The following is a 23752-nucleotide window of genomic DNA, read 5'->3' on the forward strand; positions in this document are numbered from 1 at the left end:
GCCCGGCGAGATACCGCGCTCAGTTTCAGTTGAACCCGGCAACCGCGTGCGGAACGTACGGGCCTTCGAGCGTGGCGATTTCGTCGTCGGTCAGTTTCAACGCGAGCGCGCCGAGCGCATCGTCCAGTTGCTGCGGCTTCGAGATGCCGACGATCGGCGCGGTGACGCCGCGCTTTTGCACGACCCATGCGAGCGCGACCTGTGCGCGCGGCACGTTGCGCGCGGCGGCGATCGCGGCGACGGCGTCGACGACCGCCTTGTCCGCATCGGCCGTCGCGTCGTACAGCCGCTGGCCAACGTCGTCCTTCTGCTGCCGTTCCGACGATTCGTCCCAGTTGCGCGTCAGCCGGCCACGCGCGAGCGGGCTCCACGGAATCACCGCGATGCCCTCGGCTTCGCACAGCGGCAGCATTTCCCGCTCTTCCTCGCGATACAGCAGGTTCAGGTGGTTCTGCATGCTGACGAAGCGGGTCCAGCCGTTCTGCTTCGACGTGTACAGCGCCTTCGCGAACTGCCACGCGAACATCGACGACGCACCGATATAGCGCGCCTTGCCGGCCTTCACGACGTCGTGCAGCGCCTCGAGCGTCTCCTCGATCGGCGTGCCGTAATCCCAGCGATGAATCTGGTACAGGTCGACATAATCGGTGCCGAGCCGCTTCAGGCTCTGGTCGATGTCGGTCATGATCGCCTTGCGCGACAGGCCCGCGCCGTTCGGCCCCGGCCGCATCCGGTAGAACACCTTGGTCGCGATCACGATGTCGTCGCGCTTCGTGAAATCGCGCAGCGCGCGGCCGACGATCTCCTCCGACGTGCCGTCCGAATACATGTTCGCGGTATCGAAGAAATTGATGCCGGCTTCGACCGCCCGCTGGATGATCGGGCGGCTCTCCGCTTCCGGCAGCGTCCACGGGTGCGTGCCGCGCGACGGCTCGCCGAACGTCATGCAGCCCAGCACCAGTTTCGATACTTCCAGCCCGGTCGACCCGAATTTCACGTATTCCATCGCACGCCTCGTCATTGAAGTTGAGCTTGCGGCCGGATGCGCACCGCCGTTCGGCGCGCAGGGCGCGAACGGTGCGCCGCGCATCCGCCAGACGTCGCATGTTATCCCGCGCCGCGCAAACGCGCAGGGCGCGCACGCCGACACGCCGAGCGCCTCGGGCGCCCGGTCTCAACGCGGGAAAGGACGGGCCGGTTACTTGACCTGGTCGGCGATCGGCTGCAGGAACGCGGAGAAGCCGGTCAGCATGATCTGCACGCCGATGCACAGCAGCAGGAACGCCGACACGCGCTTCGCGACCTTGGTCCCCTCGCTGCCGAGGTAGCGCGCGAGCAGCGCGGAGCGGCTGTAGACCTGCCAGATCACGACCGCGACCAGCATGGAGACGGCGATCGACACGATGCTCGACAGCATGAACTCCGACAGCTTGTGCGTGCGGTTCGCATTCAGCGCGATCGCGGTCGCGATCGAGCCGGGGCCGACCGTCAGCGGCACCGTCAACGGGAAGAACGCGCGCGTCATGATCGCGTTCGCGTCGATCGGCTTGACCGGCGTGTCGCCGCCGCCCGGCCCGTCGGGTTCGTTCAGCATCTGCCAGCCGGCCACGGCGACCGCGAAACCGCCGCCGATCCGCAACGCTTCCATCGAGATGCCGAAGAAATGCAGCACGGGCGTGCCGGCGAAGAACGCGACCATCAGCACGACGAACGCGTTGAACGCGACCTTCCTCGCGAGCAGGTCGCGCTCGTGCTCGGTGAGCGCCTCGGTCCGTTCGAGAAACAGGAATGCGATGCCGATCGGATTGATGATGCCGATCAGGCCGGTGAAGCCGAACAGGATCTCGGAGATAAGGCGGTTGACGATCATCGGGCGAAGAATCGGTCGGGGCTGGGCCGGCAGCGTGCCGGGGGTCACGCATTGTAGAGCAAGCGCCCGCGCCCGAGACGCAAAATGCGGCCGGGCGCGCTTAGCCGACGATCGTCGCGGTTTTTCCTTACTCGGCGCCCGCTTCCCACGCCGGCGGCCGCTTTGCGAAGAACGCGGCGAAACCCTCCTTCGCCTCCGGCGTCGCCCGCATGCGGGAGATCGTCTGCGCAGTGAACGCCGCGCGCTCGTCCGACGGCGGATACTCGCCGATCGCGTCGAAGAAGCGCTTGATTTCCATCAGCGCGTTCGGGCCGTTGCGAGCGAGTTCCGCGAGCGTCCGGTCCAGCGCTTCGTCGAGCGCGTCGAGCGGCACGGCCTGGTGGATCAGGCCGATCGCGACGGCCTCGCCGGCGGCGAGCTGCGTCGCGGTCAGCGCGAGCCGGCGCGCCTGGCGCTGGCCGACCGCCTCGACCAGATACGGGCCGATCACGGCCGGCAGGATTCCGAAACGCGCCTCGCTCACCGAAAAGCGCGCATGGTCGCTCGCGATCACGATGTCGCAGGCCGCGCACAGGCCCACGCCGCCGCCGAACGCGTGCCCCTGCACGCGTGCCACCGTCGGCTTCGGGCACTGCCGGATCGCGCGCATCATCGCGGAGAACCGCTCGGCATCGCGCAGGTTCGCCGCCGCGTCGTTCGCGCTTGCGCGCTGCATCCATTGCAGGTCGGCGCCCGCGCAGAACGCGCGGCCGTCCGAGCGCAGCACGATCGCGCGCACGTCGTCACGCCGGCCGAGCGCCGTGAATGCGTCGGTCAGCTCGGCAATCATCGTCTCGTCGAATGCGTTGAGCACGTCGCCGCGCTGCAGCGCCACGGTCGCAATGCCGCGCGCATTGACCGCGACGGCCAGGGTCTTCAATCCATCCATCGAACAGGTTTCCTCGGGTAGAACGGCAAACATCGGAATCACGCGGCTTGGCGGCGGTCGATCACGCGCCGGGCCTTGCCGGTCGCGGTCGCGGGAATGCCGCCCGCCGCGAGCACCGTCACGCCGGACGACACGCCGACCATCGTCTTGATCCGGTGCTGCAGCTCGCGCGCGAGCGCCGCGCGATCGCTTTCCGTAACGGACGCCGCAGCCTCGGAGCGCAGTTCGACCGCGAGCTCGAGCCGGTCCATGTGACCGTCGCGCGACAGCGTGATCTGAAACTGGCCCGACAGCGCCGGCAACGCGACGACGATCTCCTCGATCTGGCTCGGGAACACGTTCACGCCGCGCACGATCAGCATGTCGTCGGAACGGCCGGTGATTTTCGCGAGGCGGCGCATCGCGCGCGCGGTCGGCGGCAGCAGCGCGGTGAGATCGCGCGTGCGGTAGCGGATCACCGGCATCGCCTCCTTCGTCAGCGACGTGAACACGAGCTCGCCGTGGCTGCCGTCGGGCAGCACTTCGCCCGTGACGGGATCGACGATCTCCGGATAGAAGTGGTCTTCCCAGATCACCGGGCCGTCCTTCGTCTCGACGCATTCGCACGCGACGCCCGGGCCCATCACTTCCGACAGCCCGTAGATGTCGAGCGCGTCGATGCCCACGCGCGTCTCCACTTCCTCGCGCAACGCCTGCGTCCACGGCTCGGCGCCGAAGATGCCGATCTTCAGCGACGACTCGGTCGGGTCCATCCCCTGCCGCACCATCTCGTCGATCAGGTTCAGCATGTACGACGGCGTGACGAGGATGATCTTCGGCTCGAAATCGCGGATCAGTTGCACCTGCTTCTCGGTCTGCCCGCCCGACATCGGCACGACCATGCAGCCGAGCCGCTCCGCACCGTAATGAATCCCGAGGCCGCCCGTGAAGAGGCCATAGCCGAACGCGTTGTGCAGCGTGTCGCCCGGGCGGCCGCCGGCCGCGCGGATCGAACGCGCGGTCACGTTCGCCCACGTGTCGATGTCGCGTGCCGTGTAGCCGACCACGGTCGGCTTGCCCGTCGTGCCGCTCGACGCGTGCACGCGCACGACCTGCTCGCGCGGCACCGCGAAGAGCCCGAACGGATAGTTGTCGCGCAGGTCGTTCTTCGTCGAGAACGGGAATTTCGCGAGATCGGCGAGCGTCTTCAGGTCGTCCGGATGCACGCCCGCCGCATCGAACGTGCGCCGATAGTGCGGGACGTTGTCGTACGCGTGGCGCAACGACCACTTGAGGCGCTCGAGCTGCAGCGCCTGCAGTTCGTCGCGGCTGGCGGTCTCGATCGGCTCGAGGGCGGCGGCGGGATGCGTCGGGTGAGTCATCGGGGTGCTCCTCCAATGGAGTGATGTCGTTATCGTGTTCGGGGTAATCGGGGTGACCGGGGCCGGCGGCTACGACCGGAACGTGCGGCCGGCCGCATGCAGCGCGGCGATGCGCGGCGACACGCGATAGCGGTCCTCGCCATAGCTCGCCGCGAGGTTCGACAGCACGCGAAACACGCGGCCAATGCCGATCGCATCGGCCCACGCGAGCGGGCCGCACGGGTAGTTCACGCCCTTCTCCATCGCGAGATCGAGATCGGCGGGCGAACACACGCCCTGGTTCACCATGTCGGCCGCCTCGTTCGCGAGCATCGCGACGGTGCGCATCGCGATCATCCCCGGCACGTCGGCCACGCCGACGACGCGAAAGCCCACCTGCTGGAACAAGCCGACCGCGTCCGCAAAGGCCGCATCGCCGCACTGGAGCGCACGCGTCAGCGCGACGAGCCCGGCCTGCGCGTAATCGCGCGCGAGGTCGACGAGCACGAGATCGGCCACGCCCGTTTGCGCGGCGCGCGCGGTGGCCGGGCGGCCGTCGGTCAGCGCGATCGATGCGCGGCCGGCCGTCGCGAGCAGGTCGTCCGGATGCGCAGCGGCCTGCCGGGCGAGCGCGACGCGTTCGGTGAAGCGCGCGTGCAGCGCGGCGGCCGGGCCGTCCTGCGCGTACAGCGTGACATCCGCCGGCGCATCGCACTGCGGTTCAAGATCGGGCGCGGGCGGCGTCGCGCCGTCCGCATATGAATAGAAGCCGCGCCCCGACTTGCGCCCGAGGAAGCCTGCGTTCACGAGTTCCTGCTGGATCAGCGACGGCGTGTAGCGCGGGTCGTTGAAATACGCGCGGAACACCGATTCGGTCACCGCGAAGTTCACGTCCTGGCCGATCAGGTCCATCAGCTCGAACGGCCCCATCCGGAAGCCGCCGGCCTCGCGCATCACCGCGTCGATCGATGCCGGCGCGCCGCCCTGCTCGTTCAGCACGCGCAACGCCTCCGCGTAATACGGCCGCGCGACGCGGTTCACGATGAAGCCCGGCGTCGATTTCGCCATCACGGGTTGTTTGCCCCACGCGGCCGCGGTCGCATACAGGACCTGCGCAACGTCGGGCGCGGTGGCAAGCCCGCTGACCACCTCGACGAGCGCCATCAGCGGCGCCGGGTTGAAGAAATGCAGGCCGGCGACGCGCTGCGGTACGCGCAGCCCGGCCGCAATCGACGTGATCGAGATCGACGACGTGTTGGTCGCCAGCAGGCACGCGTCGTCGACATGGCGCTCGAGCGTCGCGAAAATGTCGCGCTTCACGTCGAGCCGTTCGGCCGCCGCCTCGACGATCAGCGCGGCGCCCGCCAGATCGGCCAGCGCGCGCACCGCGCGGATCCGGTCGCCGGCCGCGTCGGCCTGCGCCGGTTCGAGCCGGCCCTTCTCCGCGAGCCGCGCGAACTGTGCGCGGATGCCGGCCAGCGCGTTGTCGCAGGCCGCTTCGTTCAGGTCGTACAGCAGCACCGGATGGCCGGCCGCCGCCGCAACCTGTGCAATGCCCGCGCCCATCGCGCCGGCGCCGATCACGCCGGCGCCGATCACGCCGACGATGGCCGACGGCGCCAGCGCGCCCGAGTTCACCGAATGTGCAGAGGAAACAGCCATCGCTTGCGATCCGTCATGAAGTGGAAGTGCGAGCGATTATAAACCGACCGGTCGGTAGATTTATGTCAGGGCGAGCCCGAATTTGTCGTGCAAGAGACCGTTACGGAAACCGCAAAGACAAAAAATTGAAGAATTGGGGCACTTTTTGTAAACCGAAAGGTCAATGAAAGCGTTCGAATATGAGATTGCGGCCCCCAAACGCCTGATAAAATTCGACAACTCGACGGATTTCAGGGGGAAACCGCGTGTCACGCCGCCACCGATGTCCATCGTCCGGTGCCCTTCCGGGGTCGGAACCGAGCGTCCGGCCGGCGCGCCGTCACGATTATTCACCCCGCCATCGGCGGCCAGCCGCATCGAACCGTTTCACCCAGCGACGGGCTCCAGCCCGCCCGCGCCCCTCGCCGCCTCATCGCGGCGAACTCGAGGCAGCGCCATTACGCGCGGCCCCCCTTCGGTTTCATCATCCTCGTTCGGCGGATAGTACGGCCGGGCTTCGTCACCCCGTGACGGCGCGTCGCGCGCCGCCACTCGCATAAGGAAACCCTGCATGCCGCTCTCGTCCAACCAGCTCCCGCGCTGGACCCTCTGGGCCCCGCTTGCCGCATGGCTGGTACTCGCGCTGTCGCGCGCCGTGCCGGCCGAAGGCCTCGTCATCGCGCTGTTCGCCGCCGCACTGGCCGGCGCCGTGTTCGCCGCCGTCCACCATGCGGAAGTCGTCGCGCACCGCGTCGGCGAACCGTTCGGCACGCTCGTGCTCGCGGTTGCCGTGACCGTCATCGAAGTCGCGCTGATCGTGTCGGTGATGCTCGGCGCGGGCCCGGAGAAATCTGGCCTCGCGCGCGACACCGTGTTCGCGGCGGTGATGATCATCTGCAACGGCATCGTCGGCATCTGCCTGCTGGTCGGTGCGTGGAAGCACGGCGAACAGGACTTCCAGGGGCGCGGCGCGAGCAAGGCGCTCGCGGTGCTGGCTTCGCTGTCGGTGCTGTCGCTCGTGATGCCGAATTACCTGAACGCGGTGCCGGGCCCGCAGTTCTCGAAATCGCAGCTGGCGTTCGCCGGCGTGTCGTCGCTCGTGCTGTACGGCGTGTTCGTGTTCGTGCAGACCGTGCGCCACCGCGACTACTTCCTCGCCGATCACGACAGCGCGAACGAAACGGTGCACGCGGCGCCGCCGAGCAACCGCACCGCGGCGATAAGCATGGTGCTGCTGTTCGCGAGCCTCGTCGCGGTCGTGCTGCTCGCGAAGCTGCTGTCGCCAGCCGTCGAGCACGCCGTGCTGAAGCTCGGCGCGCCCGAAGCCGCGGTCGGCATCGTGATCGCCGCGCTCGTGCTGCTGCCGGAAGGGCTCGCGGCCGTCACCGCCGCGCGCGCGAACCGCCTGCAGACCAGCATGAACCTCGCGCTCGGCTCGGCGCTCGCGAGCATCGGGTTGACGATTCCGACCGTCGCGGCCGTGTTCATCTGGGTCGGTCAGCCGCTCACGCTCGGCATCGGCGCGATGGAAACCGTGCTGCTGGCGCTCACCTTGCTGGTCAGCACGCTGACGCTCAGCCAGGGGCGCACGACGGTGCTGCACGGCGTCGTGCACCTGTCGCTGTTCGCCGCGTACCTGTTCCTGTCGATCACTCACTGACGCCAACATGCGCGCGGCCCGGCGGATCGCCTCCGCCGGGCCGCGCGTCTTTTTACTTCCCTTCACCGACCTTCGTTCACGTCACGCCGCCGCTACCGGACCGGAATCACGAGGTGCTGGCCCGCCAGGATCAGGTTCGGATTGGCGAGGTTGTTGCGGCGCTGGATCTCGCGATAACGCTGGCCGCTGCCGAGCTTGCTCGCCGCGATCAGGTTCAGCGTGTCGCCCGCCTTTACCACATACGTGTGTTCGCCCGACGCGGCCGCGGTCGTCACCGCCTGGTCGCTGACGAAGTACTTGCGCAGCAGGTCGAGATACTGCGGCGACTGCTTGAGCTTCGCGATCGCGGCGTTCAGGTAGATCAGCAGATCCTGGTCGTCGGCGCGCACGCCGATCTTGTACGCGATGTTCGAGCCGTCGAGCTTGGTCGCCGCGAACTTCAGGTCGGTGTTCTTGATCGAACTGACCGCGAACGGATAGTCGTAGATGAACGCGTCGACCGCATGACCATCGATGCTCTTCGCGATGAACGCCGGATCGGAATCGTCGACCTCGACGAACCGGACGTTCGGATACTGGCGCGTGGCAAACGCGCGCACGTCCGGGTCGCCCTTCAGGATGCCGACCGTCTTTCCCGCGAGATCGTCGGTCGAACGGATCGCCGACCCTTGCCGCACGATCAGCGAGTAGCCGAAATCGTCGACGTACGGCACCGAATAGACGACGCCGGCCGGCGTGTTGTCCGGGAACGTCAGCCCGTCCATCGCCACGTCGACGACGTGGTTCCCCTTCGCGTCCGTGTCGAGCAGTTGCTTCGGCACGCCCGGGTACGTGTCGACCTCGTGACGCGTATCGACGGCAACCGGTTTGCCGCCGTGCGAGAACGACGGATCCGCGAACAGCAGCCGCGCGAATTCGACGTTGAAGCCGTGCGGCGCGCCCTTGTCCTCGCCGAAGAACGGCTCGCTCGGGTTCTGCACCGAGATCCGCACGATGCCGTTTTCGGCAATCGATTTCAGCGTGCTGGCCTGCGGCGTGAAGCCGGCCGGCAGCACGTTGGCCGACGGCGACGGCTGCGCGGGCCGGCCAGTGTCGCCCGCCTGTGCGGACGTCGAGGCCGGGGCCGCGTCATGCGCGGGAATCAGTGTCGACAGGCCGCCCTGATGCACGATCCATACGCCGACGAGCACCACCAGAAACGCGATTGCGCCGAGAAGTTTTTTCATGGTTGCGTGCCTGCAGGAAGTTATTGTTGTTTCGACGGCAGCACAGCGGGATTCGCCGCATCGGGGCCGGGAACGGGCACGTGGCCGCCGTTCAACGCCTGCTGCTGCGCCTGCTTGACCTCGGGGTTATCCATCAGCGACGTCTCCATTTCGGAGAACGCCTTGTTGACCGAGCGCATCACCGAATCGACGGCCACGTCGGTCTTGATCTGCTCGAACGTGTCGGCCGTCTGCCGGCCCGCGAGTTTGTTCATCTGCTGCGCGGCCTGCGACATGTCCCACATCGCCTTCGCGCGGTCGATCGCCGTCGCGAAATTCTTCAGCTCGGCCTGCACCTGCTTGTAGCGGCCTTCGCGAAACGCGAGCAGCTGCTTCATCGTGTCGAGCTGCGACCGGAAGCGCGGCGCATCGTCCGGATACTGCTTCTCGAACAGTTCCGTCTTGTTCTCGAAGTTCTTCACCTCGGTGCGGAACGCGGTGATGCTGTCCGCGAATTTCTGAGCCGCCTGGCGCTTTTCCGCGAGCTGGTTGATCAGCGTCTCGATCGGATTCGACTGCGCCTCCTCGACGATCATCTTCACCTTCTGGTTCGCGAACTTCATCGCGACGACCGGCGCGAAATAGATCGCGCCGAGGCCGATGACGGCCGCCGTGATCAGCGCGACCATCCCCTTCAGTACGAATAGCGCGGCCGGTGCCGCAATCGCGACGCCGGCGATGATGATCGCCCACTTGATCAGTTTTGCCTTGCCACTCCCCGAACTGCCGTTTGCTTCATTCGAAAGCTGCGACATGAGTTCTTCTCCTTGAATCTCGAACGGAACTGCGTGCGTTTGCTTCTTCAAGCTCACTCGAAATGCTTCGGACTCCGGTGCCGCCGGACGATCGGGAAACCGGCGGCGCAATGCAAGGACAGCCGCCGGCGGGCGTCACGAGACGCCGGTATAGACGCCGTTCAGGATGCGGAGATCGGGAGCGGCAGGCTGCGGCCCGATGGTGCGGGCGGCACCGCTCATCGACGCGGCCAGCGCGCGGACGGGGAAGTGTACCGACGCACGGTACGAAACGGGATGACGGATACGTGACGCGACGGGCGTCGGGAGAATCGCTGTTCCAGCGGGCCGACAGAAGCGGCGCCGGGATTCCGGTACGAGTGCGTAAAGGCTCATCGTTGTTCTTTTTTGCGTATCGCGGGTGCAGGAACCGCGCGGCCGGCGCGTCCCGCTCCAAATGCACTGGCGTATCGTGCGCCGACCGGCATGCAGCGTCAAGCGGTTGTCGCGGTGCAGCAAACCGCCTGGTTCTGCCGTTGAAACGCTGGCATCGAGGCAGCTTTCGTGACGGTAAGGATTCGCACGACGCCAGCCGGCCGCGCTCGATCAGGATTGCTTGCCATTGCAGCACCGCAAGCTTCCGGATTGAAAGCTTGTGACACGGCACGAACGTGCTATGCCGCCGCGCCGCCCTGCTCCTGTGCGAGAAACCGCTCGACCATCGCGTTGAACACGGGCAACGCCGGGTTGTCGTTGTCCGCCCGCCACGCGAGATACAACTCGGCCGCCACGTCGACGCCCGCAAGCGGCCGGAACACCACGCCGTCCACATGCAGCTCGCGCGCCGACGCCGGTACGAGCGCCGCGCCGAGCCCCGCACGCACGAGGCCGAGGATCGTATGCGTCTGCCCGACGTAATGCAGGTAGTTCGGCAGCCTGCCTGCGTTCGCGAACAGGCCGGAGATCATGTCGTGGAAATACTTCCCCTCGTTCGGCGAATACGCGATGAACGGCTGCCGGTCGAGATCGTCGGGGCCGATGCGCTCGCACGCGGCGAGCGGCGCGCCTTGCGCGACCGCGACCAGCATCGGTTCGCGCTGCACGAGCCGGTATTCGAGCGGCTGGCGCGCGGCGCGCTGGCGCACGAAACCCGCGTCGAGCATCCGCGACGCGAGCGCGTCGATCTGCACGGTCGACACCATCTCGCGCAATTCGACGTCGACGTCCGGCAGCGCGTGCGCGGCGTGCGCCAGCAGCATCGGGATCATCCGGTACGCGCTGACGGCCGTGAAGCCGAGCGTGATGCGGCCGGCCCCGCCGTGCGCGACGCGCTGCGCGGCCTGCTCGGCCCGCGCGGAGAATTCGAGGATGTGCCGCGCGTCGCGCAGGAAGCGTTCGCCGGCCGCGGTCAGGCTCACCTGCCGACTGCTGCGTTCGAGCAGCGCGATGCCGAGCGCGTGCTCGAGCAACTGGATCTGCCGGCTGAGCGGCGGTTGCGTCATGAAGAGCCGTCTGGCCGCGCGGCCGAAATGAAGCTCCTCGGCCACCGCGACGAAGCAGCGAAGCTGGTGCAGTTCAATCATCCAGATTTTGTATCGATCGATGGTCTTTCGAGGTTAGACCGATATCGATACGATTTCCATGCTCGGTTGCACCTGATGCGCGGCCCGCGCCGTGCACGACGACCGAGACCTTCATGACTCGTCGGCGCATTGCGGTTCGTCGCCGCGCACGGGCTGATCGGCATCGCTGCGTATACGTGGCTCGCCGTGGCTCGCGGGCGGGTTCGAGCGGATCCGCATCACGCCTCCGGGCGCATGAGCGTCGCCACGGCGCACGCGGTTCGGTCGGCGGGCCGCGCCGTCACGCGCGCTTGCGGCCGCCCGGCATCTGCTCGACCGTCAGACGGTCGAGTTCGCGCAGGTCGTTCTCCAGCGCTGGCGTGAGCGTCGTGCGCAGGTGATCGAGGAACGTGCGGATCTTCGCGTCGAGATAACGGCGCGTCGCGTAGACGGCGTACACGCTCACCGTCTGCAGCCGGTACGCGGGCAGCACGCGGATCAGCCGCCCTGCGCGGATGTCGTCGAGCACCGTATACAGTGCGACGCACGCGATCCCGCGCCCGGCGCGCACCGCGACGCACAGCGCGTCCGGCACGTTGACCTGGAACGGCGCCGGCTGCAGCGCGTAGACAGTCTCCTCGCCATCGTTGCGCTCGAGCCGCCATTCGCCGGCCGGCGATGCCGGCGTATCGAGGCGCAGGCACACGTGGTTCGGCAAATCGTCGGGCGACTGCGGCGTGCCGTGCCGCGCCAGGTATTCGCGCGACGCGACGAGCACGCTGCAACTCGTGCCGCAGGTCTGCGCGACGTAACCCGAATCGGGCAACTGCGACGCCGTCACGATCGACACGTCGTAGCCTTCCTCGACGAGATTCGGCATCCGCTGCGCGAGCGTCAACTCGACCGACACGTCGGGGTTGTCCTCCTGGTAGCGGACGATCGACGACACGACATGACTCTGCCCGAGCCCCGTCATCGCATGGATGCGCATCTTGCCGCTCGGCCGCAGCAGTGCGTTACGCGCCTCCGCGTTCGCGTAGTCGATTTCCGCGAGGATCGATTTCGCGCGCTCGAAATAACGTTCGCCGCTTTCGGTAAGGCCGAGATGGCGCGTCGTGCGATGCAGCAGGCGCGTCTGTACGTGCGCTTCGAGGTTCGATACCGCGCGCGACACCTGCGCGGTGGTCGCGTCGATTTCCTTCGCGACCGCCGTAAAACTGCCGGCTTCGACAACGCGCACGAACAGGCGCATGTTTTCGAGCATGTCCATTGAATTGGCTTGGGGAGAGTCAGTGGGGAGGCGTCGACGGCGCTCGCGTCAGGTGGGGAACGGAGTGCGGCCGCGAACCATGCCGAATCGATGATCACCGTGCCGGGAGAAAGGCGGGAGAGCGGGCATCGCGTACGTGGTTCTGGTATGTCAGGGATTCAGTGGCCGGAATTGTACGCCGCCGCAGACAAATTTGCGCTATTGCCAGCAGCCCAAACTTTCGTCTGATGAAAGGTTCATGCAAGGCGCATGCGTCGTGCGCGTGTAACGGCTTGATGGAGCGCGACAATTTACATCACAACACGATACAATTCCGCCCTTGTCGCCGCACGTACCCGCGCTGTCATTTTTACCGCTTACCCGTCCATGTCGTCAGGCTCATCTTCGTCGCGCCGCACGTTGCGCCAATGGCTGCACAGTTTCATTCCCCATCCGATGTCGCTCGGCTGGCGCGAGCGACTGCGTTCGTGCGCGGGCGCGCTCGTCGGCATCGCGACGGTCGGCGTCACGATGCGGTGGCTGCCCGGCGTACCGGGCCTCGTGCCGCTGCTCGTCGCGCCGATGGGGGCATCGGCCGTGCTGCTGTTCGCGGTGCCGGCGAGTCCGCTCGCGCAACCGTGGTCGATCATCGGCGGCAATCTCGTCGCGGCGACGGTCGGGGTCGCGTGCGCGCAATGGATCGCCGATCCGATTACGGCCGCCGCGGTCGCGATCGCATGCGCGATCGGCGGCATGTTCGCGCTGCGCTGCGTGCACCCGCCGTCGGGCGCCGTCGCGCTCACGGCCGTGGTCGGCGGCCCGGCAATCCATTCGCTCGGATTCAGTTTCGTGCTGGAGCCGATCGCACTGCAATCGGCGATCCTGCTGTCGGCCGCGCTCGCGTATCACGCGCTGACCGGGCATCGCTACCCGCATGGCGGCGCGCGCGCCGAAGCGAAACCGCAGACAGGCGGCGCCGCACCGGCGCGCGGCGGCTTCACGCGCGGCGACCTCGACGCGGTGCTGAAGCGTCGCGGCGAATGGCTCGACGTCGATCCGGACGATCTTGAAACGCTGCTGCGCGAAACCGAGATGCAGGCCTATACGCGCACGTTCGGCCAGTTCAAGTGCGCCGACCTGATGACGAAGAACGCAATCGAGGTCGCGCCGTCGACGTCGGTCAAGGCTGCGCTCACGCTGCTCGACCGTCACCGCGTGAAGGCGCTGCCCGTCGTCGACGGCGGGGGCCGCCTGATTGGCATCGTCACGCGCGCCGACCTCACGCGCCAGTTGTGCCGCCCAACCCCGCTGTGGCAACGCCTGTCCGCACGGCTGCCGCAATCGTTCGGCGGCCAGCCCGCGAGCGTCGCGTCGGTGATGACGCGCGACGTTGCGTTCGTGCCGGAAACGATGCCGATCACCGTGCTCGTGCCGCTGTTCACGCATTCGGGCCATCACCATATTCCGGTCGTCGATGCGTCGCGCCGGCTCGTCGGGATCATTACGCAGACGGATCTCGTCACGGGCCTCTACCGGCAGACGCAGATGCTCGAGGCTGCTTGACGCAAGCGCAACGCAACGACGCAACGAGGAATGCATTAATTTCGCTTTAGCTCGGCCATTTATATCATGTCGTGATATATTCTCCGGTTCCGAAACCGACTGCCAGCCCTCGATGAACGATACCAGACGCGCACTGAACAAAAGCGATTTCCAGCAACTGTCCGAGTTCCGCTACCAGATGCGCCGCTTCGAGCGCTTCTCCGAACGCGCCGCGCAAAGCGAAGGCGTGACGCCGCTGCAATACCTGCTGCTGCTGCACATCAAGGGTTATCCGCATCGCGAATGGGCAACCATCGGCGAGCTCGCGGAACGCCTGCAGGCGCAGCATCACGGCGTCGTCGCGCTGGTGACGCGCTGCGAAGCGCTCGGGCTCGTGAAGCGCAAGACGAGCGAAGCCGACCGCCGGCAAGTCGAGGTCCATCTCGAACAAGCCGGCGAGACGCTGCTCGCCCGCCTCGCGGCGATGCATCGCGCCGAGCTGAAGTCGCTCAAGGGCACGTTCCAGGTTCCCCAGATCGATTACTGACCCTCGCTTTTACCACTCCGATGAACGCACCGCACAAACGCGATTTCTCGACCAACGAACGCCTGCCCAGGATCGCGTTGCTTGCCGCCGGGATCGGCCTGCTCAGCACGCTCGCCGCGTTCGTGCTGTTGAGTCTGATCCGCCTGTTCACGAACCTGTTCTTCTTCCAGCAGTTCTCGTTCGCCGACCGCTCTCCGGCGAACAACGCGCTCGGCGCATGGGTGATCGTCGTGCCGGTGATCGGCGGGTTGATCGTCGGGATGATGGCGCGCTTCGGTTCGGAAAAGATTCGCGGCCACGGCATTCCGGAAGCGATCGAGGCGATCCTGTTCGGCAAGAGCCGCATGTCGCCGAAGGTCGCGATCCTCAAGCCGCTGTCGTCCGGCGTCGTGATCGGCAGCGGCGGCCCGTTCGGCGCCGAAGGCCCGATCATCATGACGGGCGGCGCGCTCGGCTCGCTGATCGCGCAGTGCGTGCACGTGACCGCGGCCGAGCGCAAGACGCTGCTCGTCGCCGGTGCGGCCGCCGGCATGACGGCCGTGTTCGGCACGCCGGTCGCCGCCGTGCTGCTCGCGGTCGAGCTGCTGCTGTTCGAATGGCGTCCGCGCAGTTTCCTGCCGGTTGCGCTCGCGTGCGCGGTGGCCGGTTTCGCACGCGCGCTGTTCTTCGGCGTCGATCCACTGTTTCCGCTCGCCACGGCCGCGCCGACACCGGTCGCGCTGCTGTCGTGCATCGTCGCGGGCCTGCTGTCGGGCATGCTCGCCTGCGGCCTGTCGGCCGCGCTGTACCGCGTCGAGGACACCTTCGCGAAGCTGCCCGTGCACTGGATGTGGTGGCCAGCACTCGGCGCGATCGTGATCGGCATCGGCGGCTGGCTCGAACCGCGCGCGCTCGGCGTCGGCTACGACGTGATCGGCGACCTGCTGCACCAGCACATCGCGCTGAAGATCGCGCTCGCGCTGCTGATCGTGAAGGCCGTGATGTGGGTGATCGCACTCGGCTCGGGTACGTCGGGCGGTGTGCTCGCCCCGCTGCTGATGCTCGGCGCCGGCCTCGGCACCGTGCTGTCGCCGGTGCTGCCTGGCGGCGACCCGGCACTGTGGCCGCTCGTGTGCATGGCTGCGACACTCGGTGCGACGCTGGGCGCACCGCTGACCGCGATCGTGTTCGCGTTCGGCCTCACGCACGACGCCAACGCGCTGCTGCCGCTGCTCGCGGCGACGCTCGTCGCGCACGGCTTCGCGACCGTCGTGATGAAGCGCTCGATCATGACGGAAAAGATCGCGCGCCGCGGCTATCACATCTACCGCGAATACGGCGTCGATCCGCTCGAGCGGCATGATATCGGCGAAGTGATGACGTCCGCCGACCGGCTCGTCGCGATCGACGGCGCGGCGACGCTCGATGCGGTCGACACGCAGTACTTCGGTGCGAAGCAGACGCATCGCGCGTACCCGGTCGTGCAGAACGGCCGCCTGCTCGGCCTCGTCGATCGCGCGACGCTCGACGCGCAGCGCGCACACGCCGCGGTCGACACGCCGATCTCGGCCGCGTTCGCCAACCGCGTGCCCGCCGTCGCGCTTGCGCACGAAACGTGCCGCGTCGTCGCATCGCGCCTCGCGATGCTCGGCTTCGAACGCCTGCCGGTCGTAGACGACGAGCAATCGCTGCGCATCACGGGCATCGTGTCGCGCAGCGACCTGATCAAGCCCGCGCTCCAGCACTTCGACGACGAACAGAAGCGCGAGCGCTTCCGTCCGATCGTCCCGGCCAACCTGCGCGACATCGGCACGCGCAAGGCCGGCTGACGCGTCCAGCATGCGAGGGCGTGCAACGCGCCCTCGCCCAGGCTCATGTTCCATTGGAAAGCGCTTGCTTCCCGCGTTTAAAGTTGGTTAACAATCCAACCGACGAAAGTTTGTCATCATGGTACCCATGCGACGGGGCCACCATAATCAGCCATTCCACTTCGCGATCAGATAAAGAGTCGCGGCACGGCATGCAGACACATGCCGCTCGCCGCGACCGTCACGTCACCACACGACCGGGCAGCGCGCCGACCGGGCAACGCATGACGTCGTTGCAGCATCGCCCGTCCATCGACGGGCCGCACACGATGCATGCCGCGCCGCAGCAGAGTGCACAGCACCGTAGCTGCCGTTTGGCAAGCGCGTTAACAACTTGTTTCGGAATAGCCGGAACCGTGCTTGTCCGCTGCGATCTCATTAGTACGCAGTACTGCTGCGCATCCCACTCAATCAATCACGACTCGAGGGAGATAACGTGAACGTGAAATACTTACCGCTCATCGCATTGACCGTGGCATTTTCTGCTCATGCAGCCGATTCTGCCCTGCAGAACGTGGGACAAAGCCAGAAACCCGCTGACCAGGTGGCGCAGTGCATCGCGAAGACCTGGGCCGACAAGTCGCAGCAACAGGTGACGTCGCAGTATGAACTGGCGAACGGCCTCGCGATGGCAGTTTATGCACCGGGCCAGCAACCGCCGAACGGCGCCGCTGCCGTGGTGCGCCCGGCCAACGCCGCAAACGGGAAGACCTGGGTCGGTTTCCGCGGCGGCGATGCGTCGTCGGCCGGCGACATCAACGCCTGCCTGTAACGAGACGAGAACAGGCGCTCCGGATGGCCTTGCGCCATCCGCTTGCGACAAGCCCCGCTTCGGCGGGGCTTTTCTTTTTGTGTCGCCCGCGCTTACAGGTAGCTGCAGACGTAGTCGAGCGTCTCGAGCACTTCGATGTCGAAGCGGCTCTTGCCCGGCACCGAGAACGATTCGCCGGCGCCGTAGGTCTGCCATTCGCTGCTGCCGTCGAGCTTCACGCGGCACTTGCCGGCCTGCACTTCCATCAATTCGGGCGCGTCCGTACCGAAGTTGAGCGCGCACGGCAGGATCACGCCGAGCGTCTTGCGCGTGCCGTCCGGGAAGAGCACGGTATGCGACACGCACTTGCCGTCGAAATAGACGTTCGCGCGCTTGACGACCGATACGTTGTCGAATTGGGTTGCACTGGTCATGTGATGCCTCTGCTTGCTGGATGCCGGATGGCGATGTTGTTGGAAGCCGGCCGGAGCGGCGGGCCGGCCGCTATGATACCGGCTCGCGCGGCATGCGCCGGAACTGCGCGCCCGCCGGGCAAGCGTGGTGCCCTTCAAACGACGACAGCGCGGCGCACCGGATCGTCAGGATGACTATGCAATGACGGTCGCTGCCCGAGATACCGGCTCACCGCAGCCCCTTGCGTCGCGCCGAATCGCGCAGGCAATCGAGCAGCATCGCCGCGGCCGGCGTCAGCGGGCTGTCGCGGCGCGTGACGACCTGCACCGACACGGCCGGCAAACGCTCGCGAATCGGCAGCACCGTCAACCGATCGCGTGCCCACTCGCCCTGAAGCAGCTGCTCGGGCATCGACGCGATCAGGTCGCAACCCGTCATCAGGCTGTGCGCGAGCCCGAAGCTCGGGCATTCGACGATGCGCGCCGGCACCGGCAACCCATGCGCGACGAACGAATTGAACAGCGCCTGCGTCGAGCTTTCCGGCGACGGATTCATCAGCCAGTCGGCCTCGACGAGATCGGCGAGCGACGTGGCCGACGCGAGCGGATGCTCGTTGCGCGCGACGATCAGCGAACGGCTCGCATAAAGCTCCGCATGATCGAACTCGGCCGCCAGCAATTCGGGCACGACGACAGCCACCGCAAAATCGAGCGAGCCGTCGTGCAGGCGCGGCAACGCCACGCCCGGAAACCCTTCGATCAGGTTGACGCGCGCCACCGGAAAGCGGCGCCGGAACGCGCGAAACGCATCAGGCAGGATCGTCACCGCGGCGGCCGGCGTGATCGCCGCCGCGACGGAGCCCGTCGTCGCCCCCTGCGCCTGCTCGATGTCGTCGCGAGCGCGCTGCATTTCGGCGACGATCAGCCGCGCGCGCACCTGCAATTGCTGGCCGAATGCGGTGAGTTGCACGCCGCGCGCGGTGCGCACGACGAGCGACACGCCGAGCGCGATCTCCAGTTCCTTGACCGCCTTCGTCAGCGCCGCCGGAGACACGTTCAGGCGCCGCGCGGCCGCGCGGATGCTCCCCTCTTCCGCGACGGTGACGAACGCTTTCAACTGATGGTATTTCATGGCGGCGATGCGTGATCCGTGGAAACCCTGTGCGTGGCCGTGCGTGCCGGTTCAGGGTATTCCCGAGCGGCAACCGGTGGTGAGCACCAAAGCAATTTAGCAGCTTCTGGTGCGCAAAAGAAATTTATATGCTTGCACGTCATATGCGCGTCAAACGCCCCACCGGCCCCACAGGAGACACCATGTTGCAAGCCGTGAACCCCGTCATCCCCGGCATCGCCGCGATCGCCCCCGAGCTGGTCGAGGTGCGCCGCCGCATCCACGCTCATCCCGAACTCGCGTTCGAAGAGACGCTCACGAGCGATCTCGTCGCCGAGCTGCTCACCGGCTGGGGTTACGAAGTGCATCGCGGCATCGGCAAAACGGGCGTCGTCGGCGTGCTGCGCGAAGGACAAGGCACGCGCACGGTCGGCCTGCGCGCCGACATGGACGCGCTGCCGCTCGCGGAAGCCACGGGCCTGCCGTACGCGAGCCGCCATGCGAACAAGATGCACGCTTGCGGCCACGACGGCCACACCGCAATGCTGTTGTGCGCGGCGCGCCACCTCGCGGCGACGCGCCAGTTCTCCGGCACGCTGAACCTGATCTTCCAGCCGGCCGAGGAAAACTTCGGCGGCGCGAAGGCGATGATGGACGACGGCCTGTTCGACCGCTTCCCGTGCGACGCGATCTTCGCGATCCACAACATGCCGGGCCGCGCGGCCGGCGACATGGCCTTCCGCACCGGCGCCGCGATGGCGTCGGCCGACCGCGTGACGATCACGCTGCGCGGCGTCGGCGGGCACGGCGCGATGCCGCATTTCGCGCGCGATCCGATGTCGGCCGCGGGCAGCATCATGGTCGCGCTGCAGACGATCGTCGCGCGCGAGGTCGACGCGCAGCATGCGGCCGTGATCACGGTCGGCAGCGTGCAGGCCGGCGAGACGTTCAACATCATTCCCGAAACCGTCGTGATGAAGCTGTCGGTGCGCGCGCTGAACGCCGACGTGCGCGCGCTGCTCGCGCGCCGCATCGAAGCGCTCGTGAAAGGCCAGGCGGAAAGCTTCGGCGTCACCGCGGAAGTCGATTACGACTACGGCTACCCGGTGCTCGTCAATCACGCGGAGCCGACCGCATTCGCGGCCGACATCGCGCGCCGGATGCTCGGCGCCGAGCGGGTCGAAACCGACGCCGCGCCGCTGATGGGCAGCGAGGATTTCGCGTTCATGCTCGAGGCGCGCCCCGGCTGCTACGCGTTCATCGGCAACGGGATCGGCAGCAAGGGCGGTTGCATGGTGCACAACCCCGGCTACGACTTCAACGACGACATTCTCGCGATCGGCGCGAGCTACTGGGTTCGCATCGCCGAAGCCTGGCTCGCGGCCTGACGGCCCTTCACCACGCAGTTTCGCGCTTATCGGGGGAACCCCATGGAAACGTCCGCCCTTCCGTTTGCCGGCACGCCGGCCGATGCACGTGCCGCCGCGAAGAAACGCCGGCTGATCGCGGCCGCCGCCGTCGGCAACGCGCTCGAGTTCTATGACTTCACGGTCTACAGCTTCTTCGCCATCCTGATCGGCAAGCTGTTCTTTCCCGTGCATTCGTCGTTCGGGCAATTGATGCTCGCGGTCGCGAGCTTCGGCGTCGGCTTCGTCACGCGTCCGCTCGGCGGGCTCGTGATCGGCATGTACGCCGACCGCGCCGGCCGCAAGAAAGCGATGATCCTCACGCTGCTGCTGATGGCGCTCGGCACCGCGGCGATCGCGGTCGCGCCGACCTTCGCGCAGATCGGTCTCGCCGCGCCGCTGCTGCTGGTGCTCGCGCGCCTGCTGCAGGGGTTCGCATCGGGCGGCGAAGTCGGCGCGTCGACGACACTGCTGCTCGAACAGGCGCCGCAGCATCGTCGCGGCTTCTACGCATCGTTCCAGTTCGCGAGCCAGGGGCTCGCCGCGCTCGCGGGCGCGCTCACCGGCGTCGCGCTGACGTCGACGCTGAATGCCGCACAGCTCGAAAGCTGGGGCTGGCGCGTGCCGTTCATCATCGGCACGCTGTTCGTGCCGATCGGCTATTGGCTGCGCAAGACCGTCGAGGAAGTGCCGGCTGCCGCACCCGCTGCCGCGCACGACGAACCGGTCGCGTCGCTGCCGCTCGCCGACGTGCTGCGCCATCACGGCAAGGCCGTGTTCGCGGGCCTCGGCGTGACGATCGGCGGCACGTCGATCCACTACATCATCGTGTTCTACATGGCGATCTACGGCGTGCAGGTGCTGCACCTGCCGACCTGGCTGTCGATGACGGCCGGCTGCGTCGCCGGCGCGATCCTGATGCTCGTGACGCCGATCGGCGGCCACCTGTCCGACGTCTACGGGCGCAACCGGATCGTCTGGTGGACGCGCATCGTGCTGATGGCCGCGATCTACCCGGCGTTCATCGCGCTGAACCGCTGGCCCGGCGCCGCGTCGCTGCTGTCGATCATCGCGGCGCTGTCGATCGTGCATGCGATCAATATCGGCGCGACCGGCGCGATGCTCGGAGAACTGTTCCCGCGTGCGGTGCGCGCGACCGGCGGCGCGCTCGTGTACAGCGTCGGTGTCGCGATCTTCGGCGGCTTCGCACAGTTCTTCGTTACCTGGCTGATCGCGGCGACCGGCAATCCGAACGCGCCTGCGTGGTATGCGATCGGGTGCGGCGTGCTGACGCTGCTCGCGGTGCGATGCATGGATGAGAAGGCCGGGAAGTCGCTCGATTGAGAGGCGGCCGATGCGCGGCACGCGATTGACGTGGTGCGCGCGCATCGGGCATGATCGTTCCATGCGCCACGCCACGACCACTCATTCGACCACCACGCGCACGACCGCCTTCGGCGGGCTCGTGCGGCGAGTGCGCGCAAGGTCGTAGCGCACCGATTCCTCACAGGCCCCGCCGGTTCCGGACGGGGTCTTGTCGTTTCTCCGTCCGTATCGGCCACTCAGGAGAAATGCAATGTCCGAAGCCCCTTCCCCCAAACGCGCGCTACTCGTTGTCGACATGCAGGTCGGGCTGTTTCACGGTCCCGATCGTCCGCACGACGGCGAACGTGTGCTCGCGAACATCAACCGGTTGATCGGCCTCGCGCACGAAGGCGGTGCGCCGGTGTTCGCCGTGCGTCACACCGGAGCCGCCGGCACGCCGATCGCGCCCGATTCGCCGCTCGCCGCGCTGCTGCCGGAACTTGCGATTGATCCCGCGCGCGACACCGTGTTCGACAAGACCCGGCCGAACTGCTTCGCGGGCACGCGGCTCGCCGAATGGCTGCGCGCGGCCGGTATCGGCGAACTCGTCGTCACCGGCATGAAGACGCAGTACTGCGTCGATACGACCTGCCGCGCCGCCGCCGATCTCGGCTTTCGCGCGGTGCTCGTCGCCGATGCGCACACCTGCATGGACACGCCCGCGCTGCGGGCCGAGCAGATCGTCGCGCATCACAACACAACGCTCGACGGGCCGTTCGCGATGCTGACGACGACCGAGGCGTGCGTGTTCTGAACGACACCGATCGCGCTCCGTAAACGCGACAACGCACGGGTCACGGCCCGTGCGTTGTGTGCAAGTCCGTAGTCGCCCCGCTCAGAACGTATGCATCATCCCCACATACGCGCCCGTCTGCGACTCGCCCGTCAGCGGGCTCGTACCCGACGTCGCATCCCGCGGCGTCGCGAGCAGCGAGAAGTTCGAATTCCCGCCGTTGCGCGCATACGCGACCGTGCCGTACAGGAACGTGCGCTTCGACAGGTTGTACGTGGTGCCGAGCACATACATGATCGCGTGGCCCGACGGATCGTGCGACGCATCGCCGCCGCCGTCGCCGACCTTCACGTAATACCCGCCGCCCGTCACGGCCCATTGAGGCGTCGCGGTGTAGGTCGCGCCGAGCCAGTAGTGATCCGCGCGATCGGCGACGCCGGCCGGGCTGTCCGGCGCCTGGTAGTGCGTATACGCGCCCTGGATCTTGAACTTCGACACCTTCACGTTCGCGCCGATGAAGTACTCGCGCGACGCGGTGAAGATATTGCTGAACTTGCCGTTGTTGTCGCGCAGTTCGTCGTAGATGCCGCGCACGTCGAGCACCGGCGAATGGTACGAGATCATGATCCCGTCCGAGCGGCCGAAATCGTCGGCCGCGCCGTAGTTGAAGCCGCGCGACTGGTTGCCGAACGCATATTGCGCCTGCACGTCGAAGCCGCCGATCACCGGGCTGTGATATTCGATGTTGTTGCTGCTTTGCTGCCAGTTGCGGCCGCGCACGAGCGACGCCGACGAAAACGCCTGCTGCACGAACGGATCGAATTCCCACACGCCATCGCTGTCGATGAACAGGTTGCGGCCGGCCTGCAGCTGGCCCCACGTGTCGCTCTTCAGGCCGACATACGCGCGCCGCGACCACATGCGCCCGCCGCCCGTCTGGCCGTTCATCACCTGGAACGCGGTTTCGAGGTTGAAGACCGTCGACAGCCCGCCGCCGAGATCCTCGATGCCCTTCAGCCCGAACATGCTGGTGCCCCAGTCGCCGCTTTCCGCACTCCAGCGCGACTTGCTGCCGTTCGGCGTCGCGATGTGGTTCAGGTATTCGACGCCGCCGTCGACACGGCCGTACAGCGTCACGCTCGTTTGTGCGAATGCGGCCGCCGGCGTGGCGGCCGCGATCAGCCATGCGAAATGTTTGAGTCGCAAAATGATGCCCCCTCGGAGTCTCGACCATCCGACGCGCGCCCCATGCGCGCGCCCGGTCATCCGCGATCGATCGAAAAACGTCCGGGGCCGGCCGCGCAGAGCGCGAGCAGGCCGCCCGAGATCGCGATGTTCTTGTAGAAATGAATCATGTTGTTGATCTGCTCGCCGCCCGTCATCGTCCAGTAATGATGGCCGATGAGGCCGGTGCCGATCGTATACAGCGCAAGCAGCAGCGCGAGCGGCCGCGTCTGGAAGCCGACCAGGATCGCGACCCCGGCGAACAGCTCCATCGCGACGGAGATCGCCGCGGACACGATCGGCGCGGGCGCGCCTTCCGAACCCATGAACGCGATGGTACCGGGAAAGTCGACGATCTTCTTCCAGCCGAACATCACGAACAGGATCACGAGCAGGATCCGGGAAAGCAGCAGCAGCACATCGCGCTGGGACGCGAGAAACGGTTGATTCGGTGTCATGGTGTCGATCAACGAAAACGATGCGCGGCACGCGCACCGGATTGCCAATGAACCGGGACGGGCGGCCGCCTGCGCCGCCCGCCCCGCTCTGCAACAACCGGCATCG

At 67.0% G+C, this 23752-nt stretch carries 21 protein-coding genes; 8 read left to right on the forward strand and 13 right to left on the reverse strand.

From position 1 onward, the window contains the following. Positions 1-25: 25 nt before the first annotated feature. The 5 genes from BT264_RS16270 to BT264_RS16290 all read right to left on the reverse strand — a co-directional run bounded on the left by BT264_RS16270 (position 26) and on the right by BT264_RS16290 (position 5800). Positions 26-1006, reverse strand: a complete 981-nt coding sequence (locus BT264_RS16270) for an aldo/keto reductase (protein ID WP_072438743.1) — start codon at positions 1004-1006, stop codon at positions 26-28. Between the two features lie 192 nt (positions 1007-1198). Further along, on the reverse strand, positions 1199-1870 hold the full coding sequence (locus tag BT264_RS16275; protein WP_072438745.1) for a MarC family protein: 672 nt from the start codon (positions 1868-1870) through the stop codon (positions 1199-1201). 127 nt (positions 1871-1997) lie between these two features. Further along, entirely contained in the window at positions 1998-2798 is an 801-nt protein-coding gene (locus tag BT264_RS16280; protein ID WP_072438747.1) for an enoyl-CoA hydratase-related protein, read from the reverse strand. 38 nt (positions 2799-2836) lie between these two features. Then, the gene (paaK, locus tag BT264_RS16285) at positions 2837-4159 is read right to left on the reverse strand and encodes a phenylacetate--CoA ligase PaaK (RefSeq protein WP_072438749.1); all 1323 of its coding nucleotides are present in this window, start codon (positions 4157-4159) and stop codon (positions 2837-2839) included. A gap of 69 nt (positions 4160-4228) precedes the next feature. Next, entirely contained in the window at positions 4229-5800 is a 1572-nt protein-coding gene (locus BT264_RS16290; protein WP_072438751.1) for a 3-hydroxyacyl-CoA dehydrogenase, read from the reverse strand. 550 nt (positions 5801-6350) lie between these two features. Between BT264_RS16290 and BT264_RS16300 the strand changes: the two genes are divergently transcribed. Beyond that, the gene (locus BT264_RS16300; RefSeq protein ID WP_072438753.1) at positions 6351-7439 is read left to right on the forward strand and encodes a calcium:cation antiporter; all 1089 of its coding nucleotides are present in this window, start codon (positions 6351-6353) and stop codon (positions 7437-7439) included. A gap of 92 nt (positions 7440-7531) precedes the next feature. Here the strand turns inward: BT264_RS16300 and BT264_RS16305 are convergent, their stop codons facing one another. From BT264_RS16305 to BT264_RS16320, 4 genes are all read right to left on the reverse strand, one after another. After that, entirely contained in the window at positions 7532-8665 is a 1134-nt protein-coding gene (locus tag BT264_RS16305) for a transporter substrate-binding and LysM peptidoglycan-binding domain-containing protein (RefSeq protein WP_072438755.1), read from the reverse strand. 20 nt (positions 8666-8685) lie between these two features. After that, positions 8686-9459 carry a hypothetical protein gene (locus BT264_RS16310; protein WP_072438757.1) on the reverse strand — a complete coding sequence of 258 codons (774 nt, stop codon included), beginning with the start codon at positions 9457-9459 and terminating at the stop codon, positions 8686-8688. Positions 9460-10112: 653 nt separating this feature from the next. Beyond that, a complete protein-coding gene (locus BT264_RS16315; RefSeq protein ID WP_072438759.1) occupies positions 10113-11021 on the reverse strand; it encodes a LysR family transcriptional regulator in 909 nt (302 codons plus the stop codon). Positions 11022-11301: 280 nt separating this feature from the next. Next, entirely contained in the window at positions 11302-12270 is a 969-nt protein-coding gene (locus BT264_RS16320; protein ID WP_072438761.1) for a LysR family transcriptional regulator, read from the reverse strand. Positions 12271-12636: 366 nt separating this feature from the next. On the opposite strand from BT264_RS16320, the gene BT264_RS16325 reads away from it, so the two are divergent. From BT264_RS16325 to BT264_RS16340, 4 genes are all read left to right on the forward strand, one after another. Next, positions 12637-13812 carry an HPP family protein gene (locus tag BT264_RS16325; RefSeq protein ID WP_072438763.1) on the forward strand — a complete coding sequence of 392 codons (1176 nt, stop codon included), beginning with the start codon at positions 12637-12639 and terminating at the stop codon, positions 13810-13812. 112 nt (positions 13813-13924) lie between these two features. Beyond that, on the forward strand, positions 13925-14338 hold the full coding sequence (locus BT264_RS16330; RefSeq protein WP_072438765.1) for a MarR family winged helix-turn-helix transcriptional regulator: 414 nt from the start codon (positions 13925-13927) through the stop codon (positions 14336-14338). A 20-nt stretch (positions 14339-14358) separates the two neighbouring features. Then, a complete protein-coding gene (locus BT264_RS16335) occupies positions 14359-16146 on the forward strand; it encodes a chloride channel protein (protein ID WP_072438767.1) in 1788 nt (595 codons plus the stop codon). 475 nt (positions 16147-16621) lie between these two features. After that, a complete protein-coding gene (locus BT264_RS16340) occupies positions 16622-16957 on the forward strand; it encodes a hypothetical protein (RefSeq protein WP_177318374.1) in 336 nt (111 codons plus the stop codon). A gap of 92 nt (positions 16958-17049) precedes the next feature. On the opposite strand, the gene BT264_RS16345 is transcribed toward BT264_RS16340, so the two are convergent. Together BT264_RS16345 and BT264_RS16350 are read right to left on the reverse strand one after the other, a co-directional pair. Then, positions 17050-17370 (reverse strand): pyrimidine/purine nucleoside phosphorylase, encoded by a 321-nt coding sequence (locus BT264_RS16345; RefSeq protein ID WP_006478890.1) that lies wholly within the window; start codon positions 17368-17370, stop codon positions 17050-17052. A gap of 208 nt (positions 17371-17578) precedes the next feature. Beyond that, complete coding sequence (locus BT264_RS16350; RefSeq protein WP_072438769.1) at positions 17579-18481, reverse strand: LysR substrate-binding domain-containing protein; 903 nt, start codon at positions 18479-18481, stop codon at positions 17579-17581. A gap of 182 nt (positions 18482-18663) precedes the next feature. On the opposite strand from BT264_RS16350, the gene BT264_RS16355 reads away from it, so the two are divergent. From BT264_RS16355 to BT264_RS16365, 3 genes are all read left to right on the forward strand, one after another. Continuing rightward, a complete protein-coding gene (locus BT264_RS16355; RefSeq protein ID WP_072438771.1) occupies positions 18664-19848 on the forward strand; it encodes a M20 aminoacylase family protein in 1185 nt (394 codons plus the stop codon). 42 nt (positions 19849-19890) lie between these two features. Further along, complete coding sequence (locus BT264_RS16360; RefSeq protein WP_072438773.1) at positions 19891-21210, forward strand: MFS transporter; 1320 nt, start codon at positions 19891-19893, stop codon at positions 21208-21210. A gap of 232 nt (positions 21211-21442) precedes the next feature. Further along, positions 21443-21985, forward strand: a complete 543-nt coding sequence (locus tag BT264_RS16365; protein ID WP_072438774.1) for a cysteine hydrolase family protein — start codon at positions 21443-21445, stop codon at positions 21983-21985. Positions 21986-22066: 81 nt separating this feature from the next. Here the strand turns inward: BT264_RS16365 and BT264_RS16370 are convergent, their stop codons facing one another. Beyond that, the gene (locus BT264_RS16370; RefSeq protein ID WP_072438776.1) at positions 22067-23170 is read right to left on the reverse strand and encodes a porin; all 1104 of its coding nucleotides are present in this window, start codon (positions 23168-23170) and stop codon (positions 22067-22069) included. 56 nt (positions 23171-23226) lie between these two features. After that, positions 23227-23646: a DoxX family protein gene (locus BT264_RS16375; RefSeq protein WP_072438778.1), complete on the reverse strand. Its 420-nt coding sequence runs from the start codon at positions 23644-23646 to the stop codon at positions 23227-23229. Between the last annotated feature and the right edge of the window lie 106 nt (positions 23647-23752).

Origin of the sequence: Burkholderia sp. NFPP32 (assembly GCF_900119325.1) — a bacterium.
Lineage (GTDB): Bacteria > Pseudomonadota > Gammaproteobacteria > Burkholderiales > Burkholderiaceae > Burkholderia > Burkholderia pyrrocinia_C.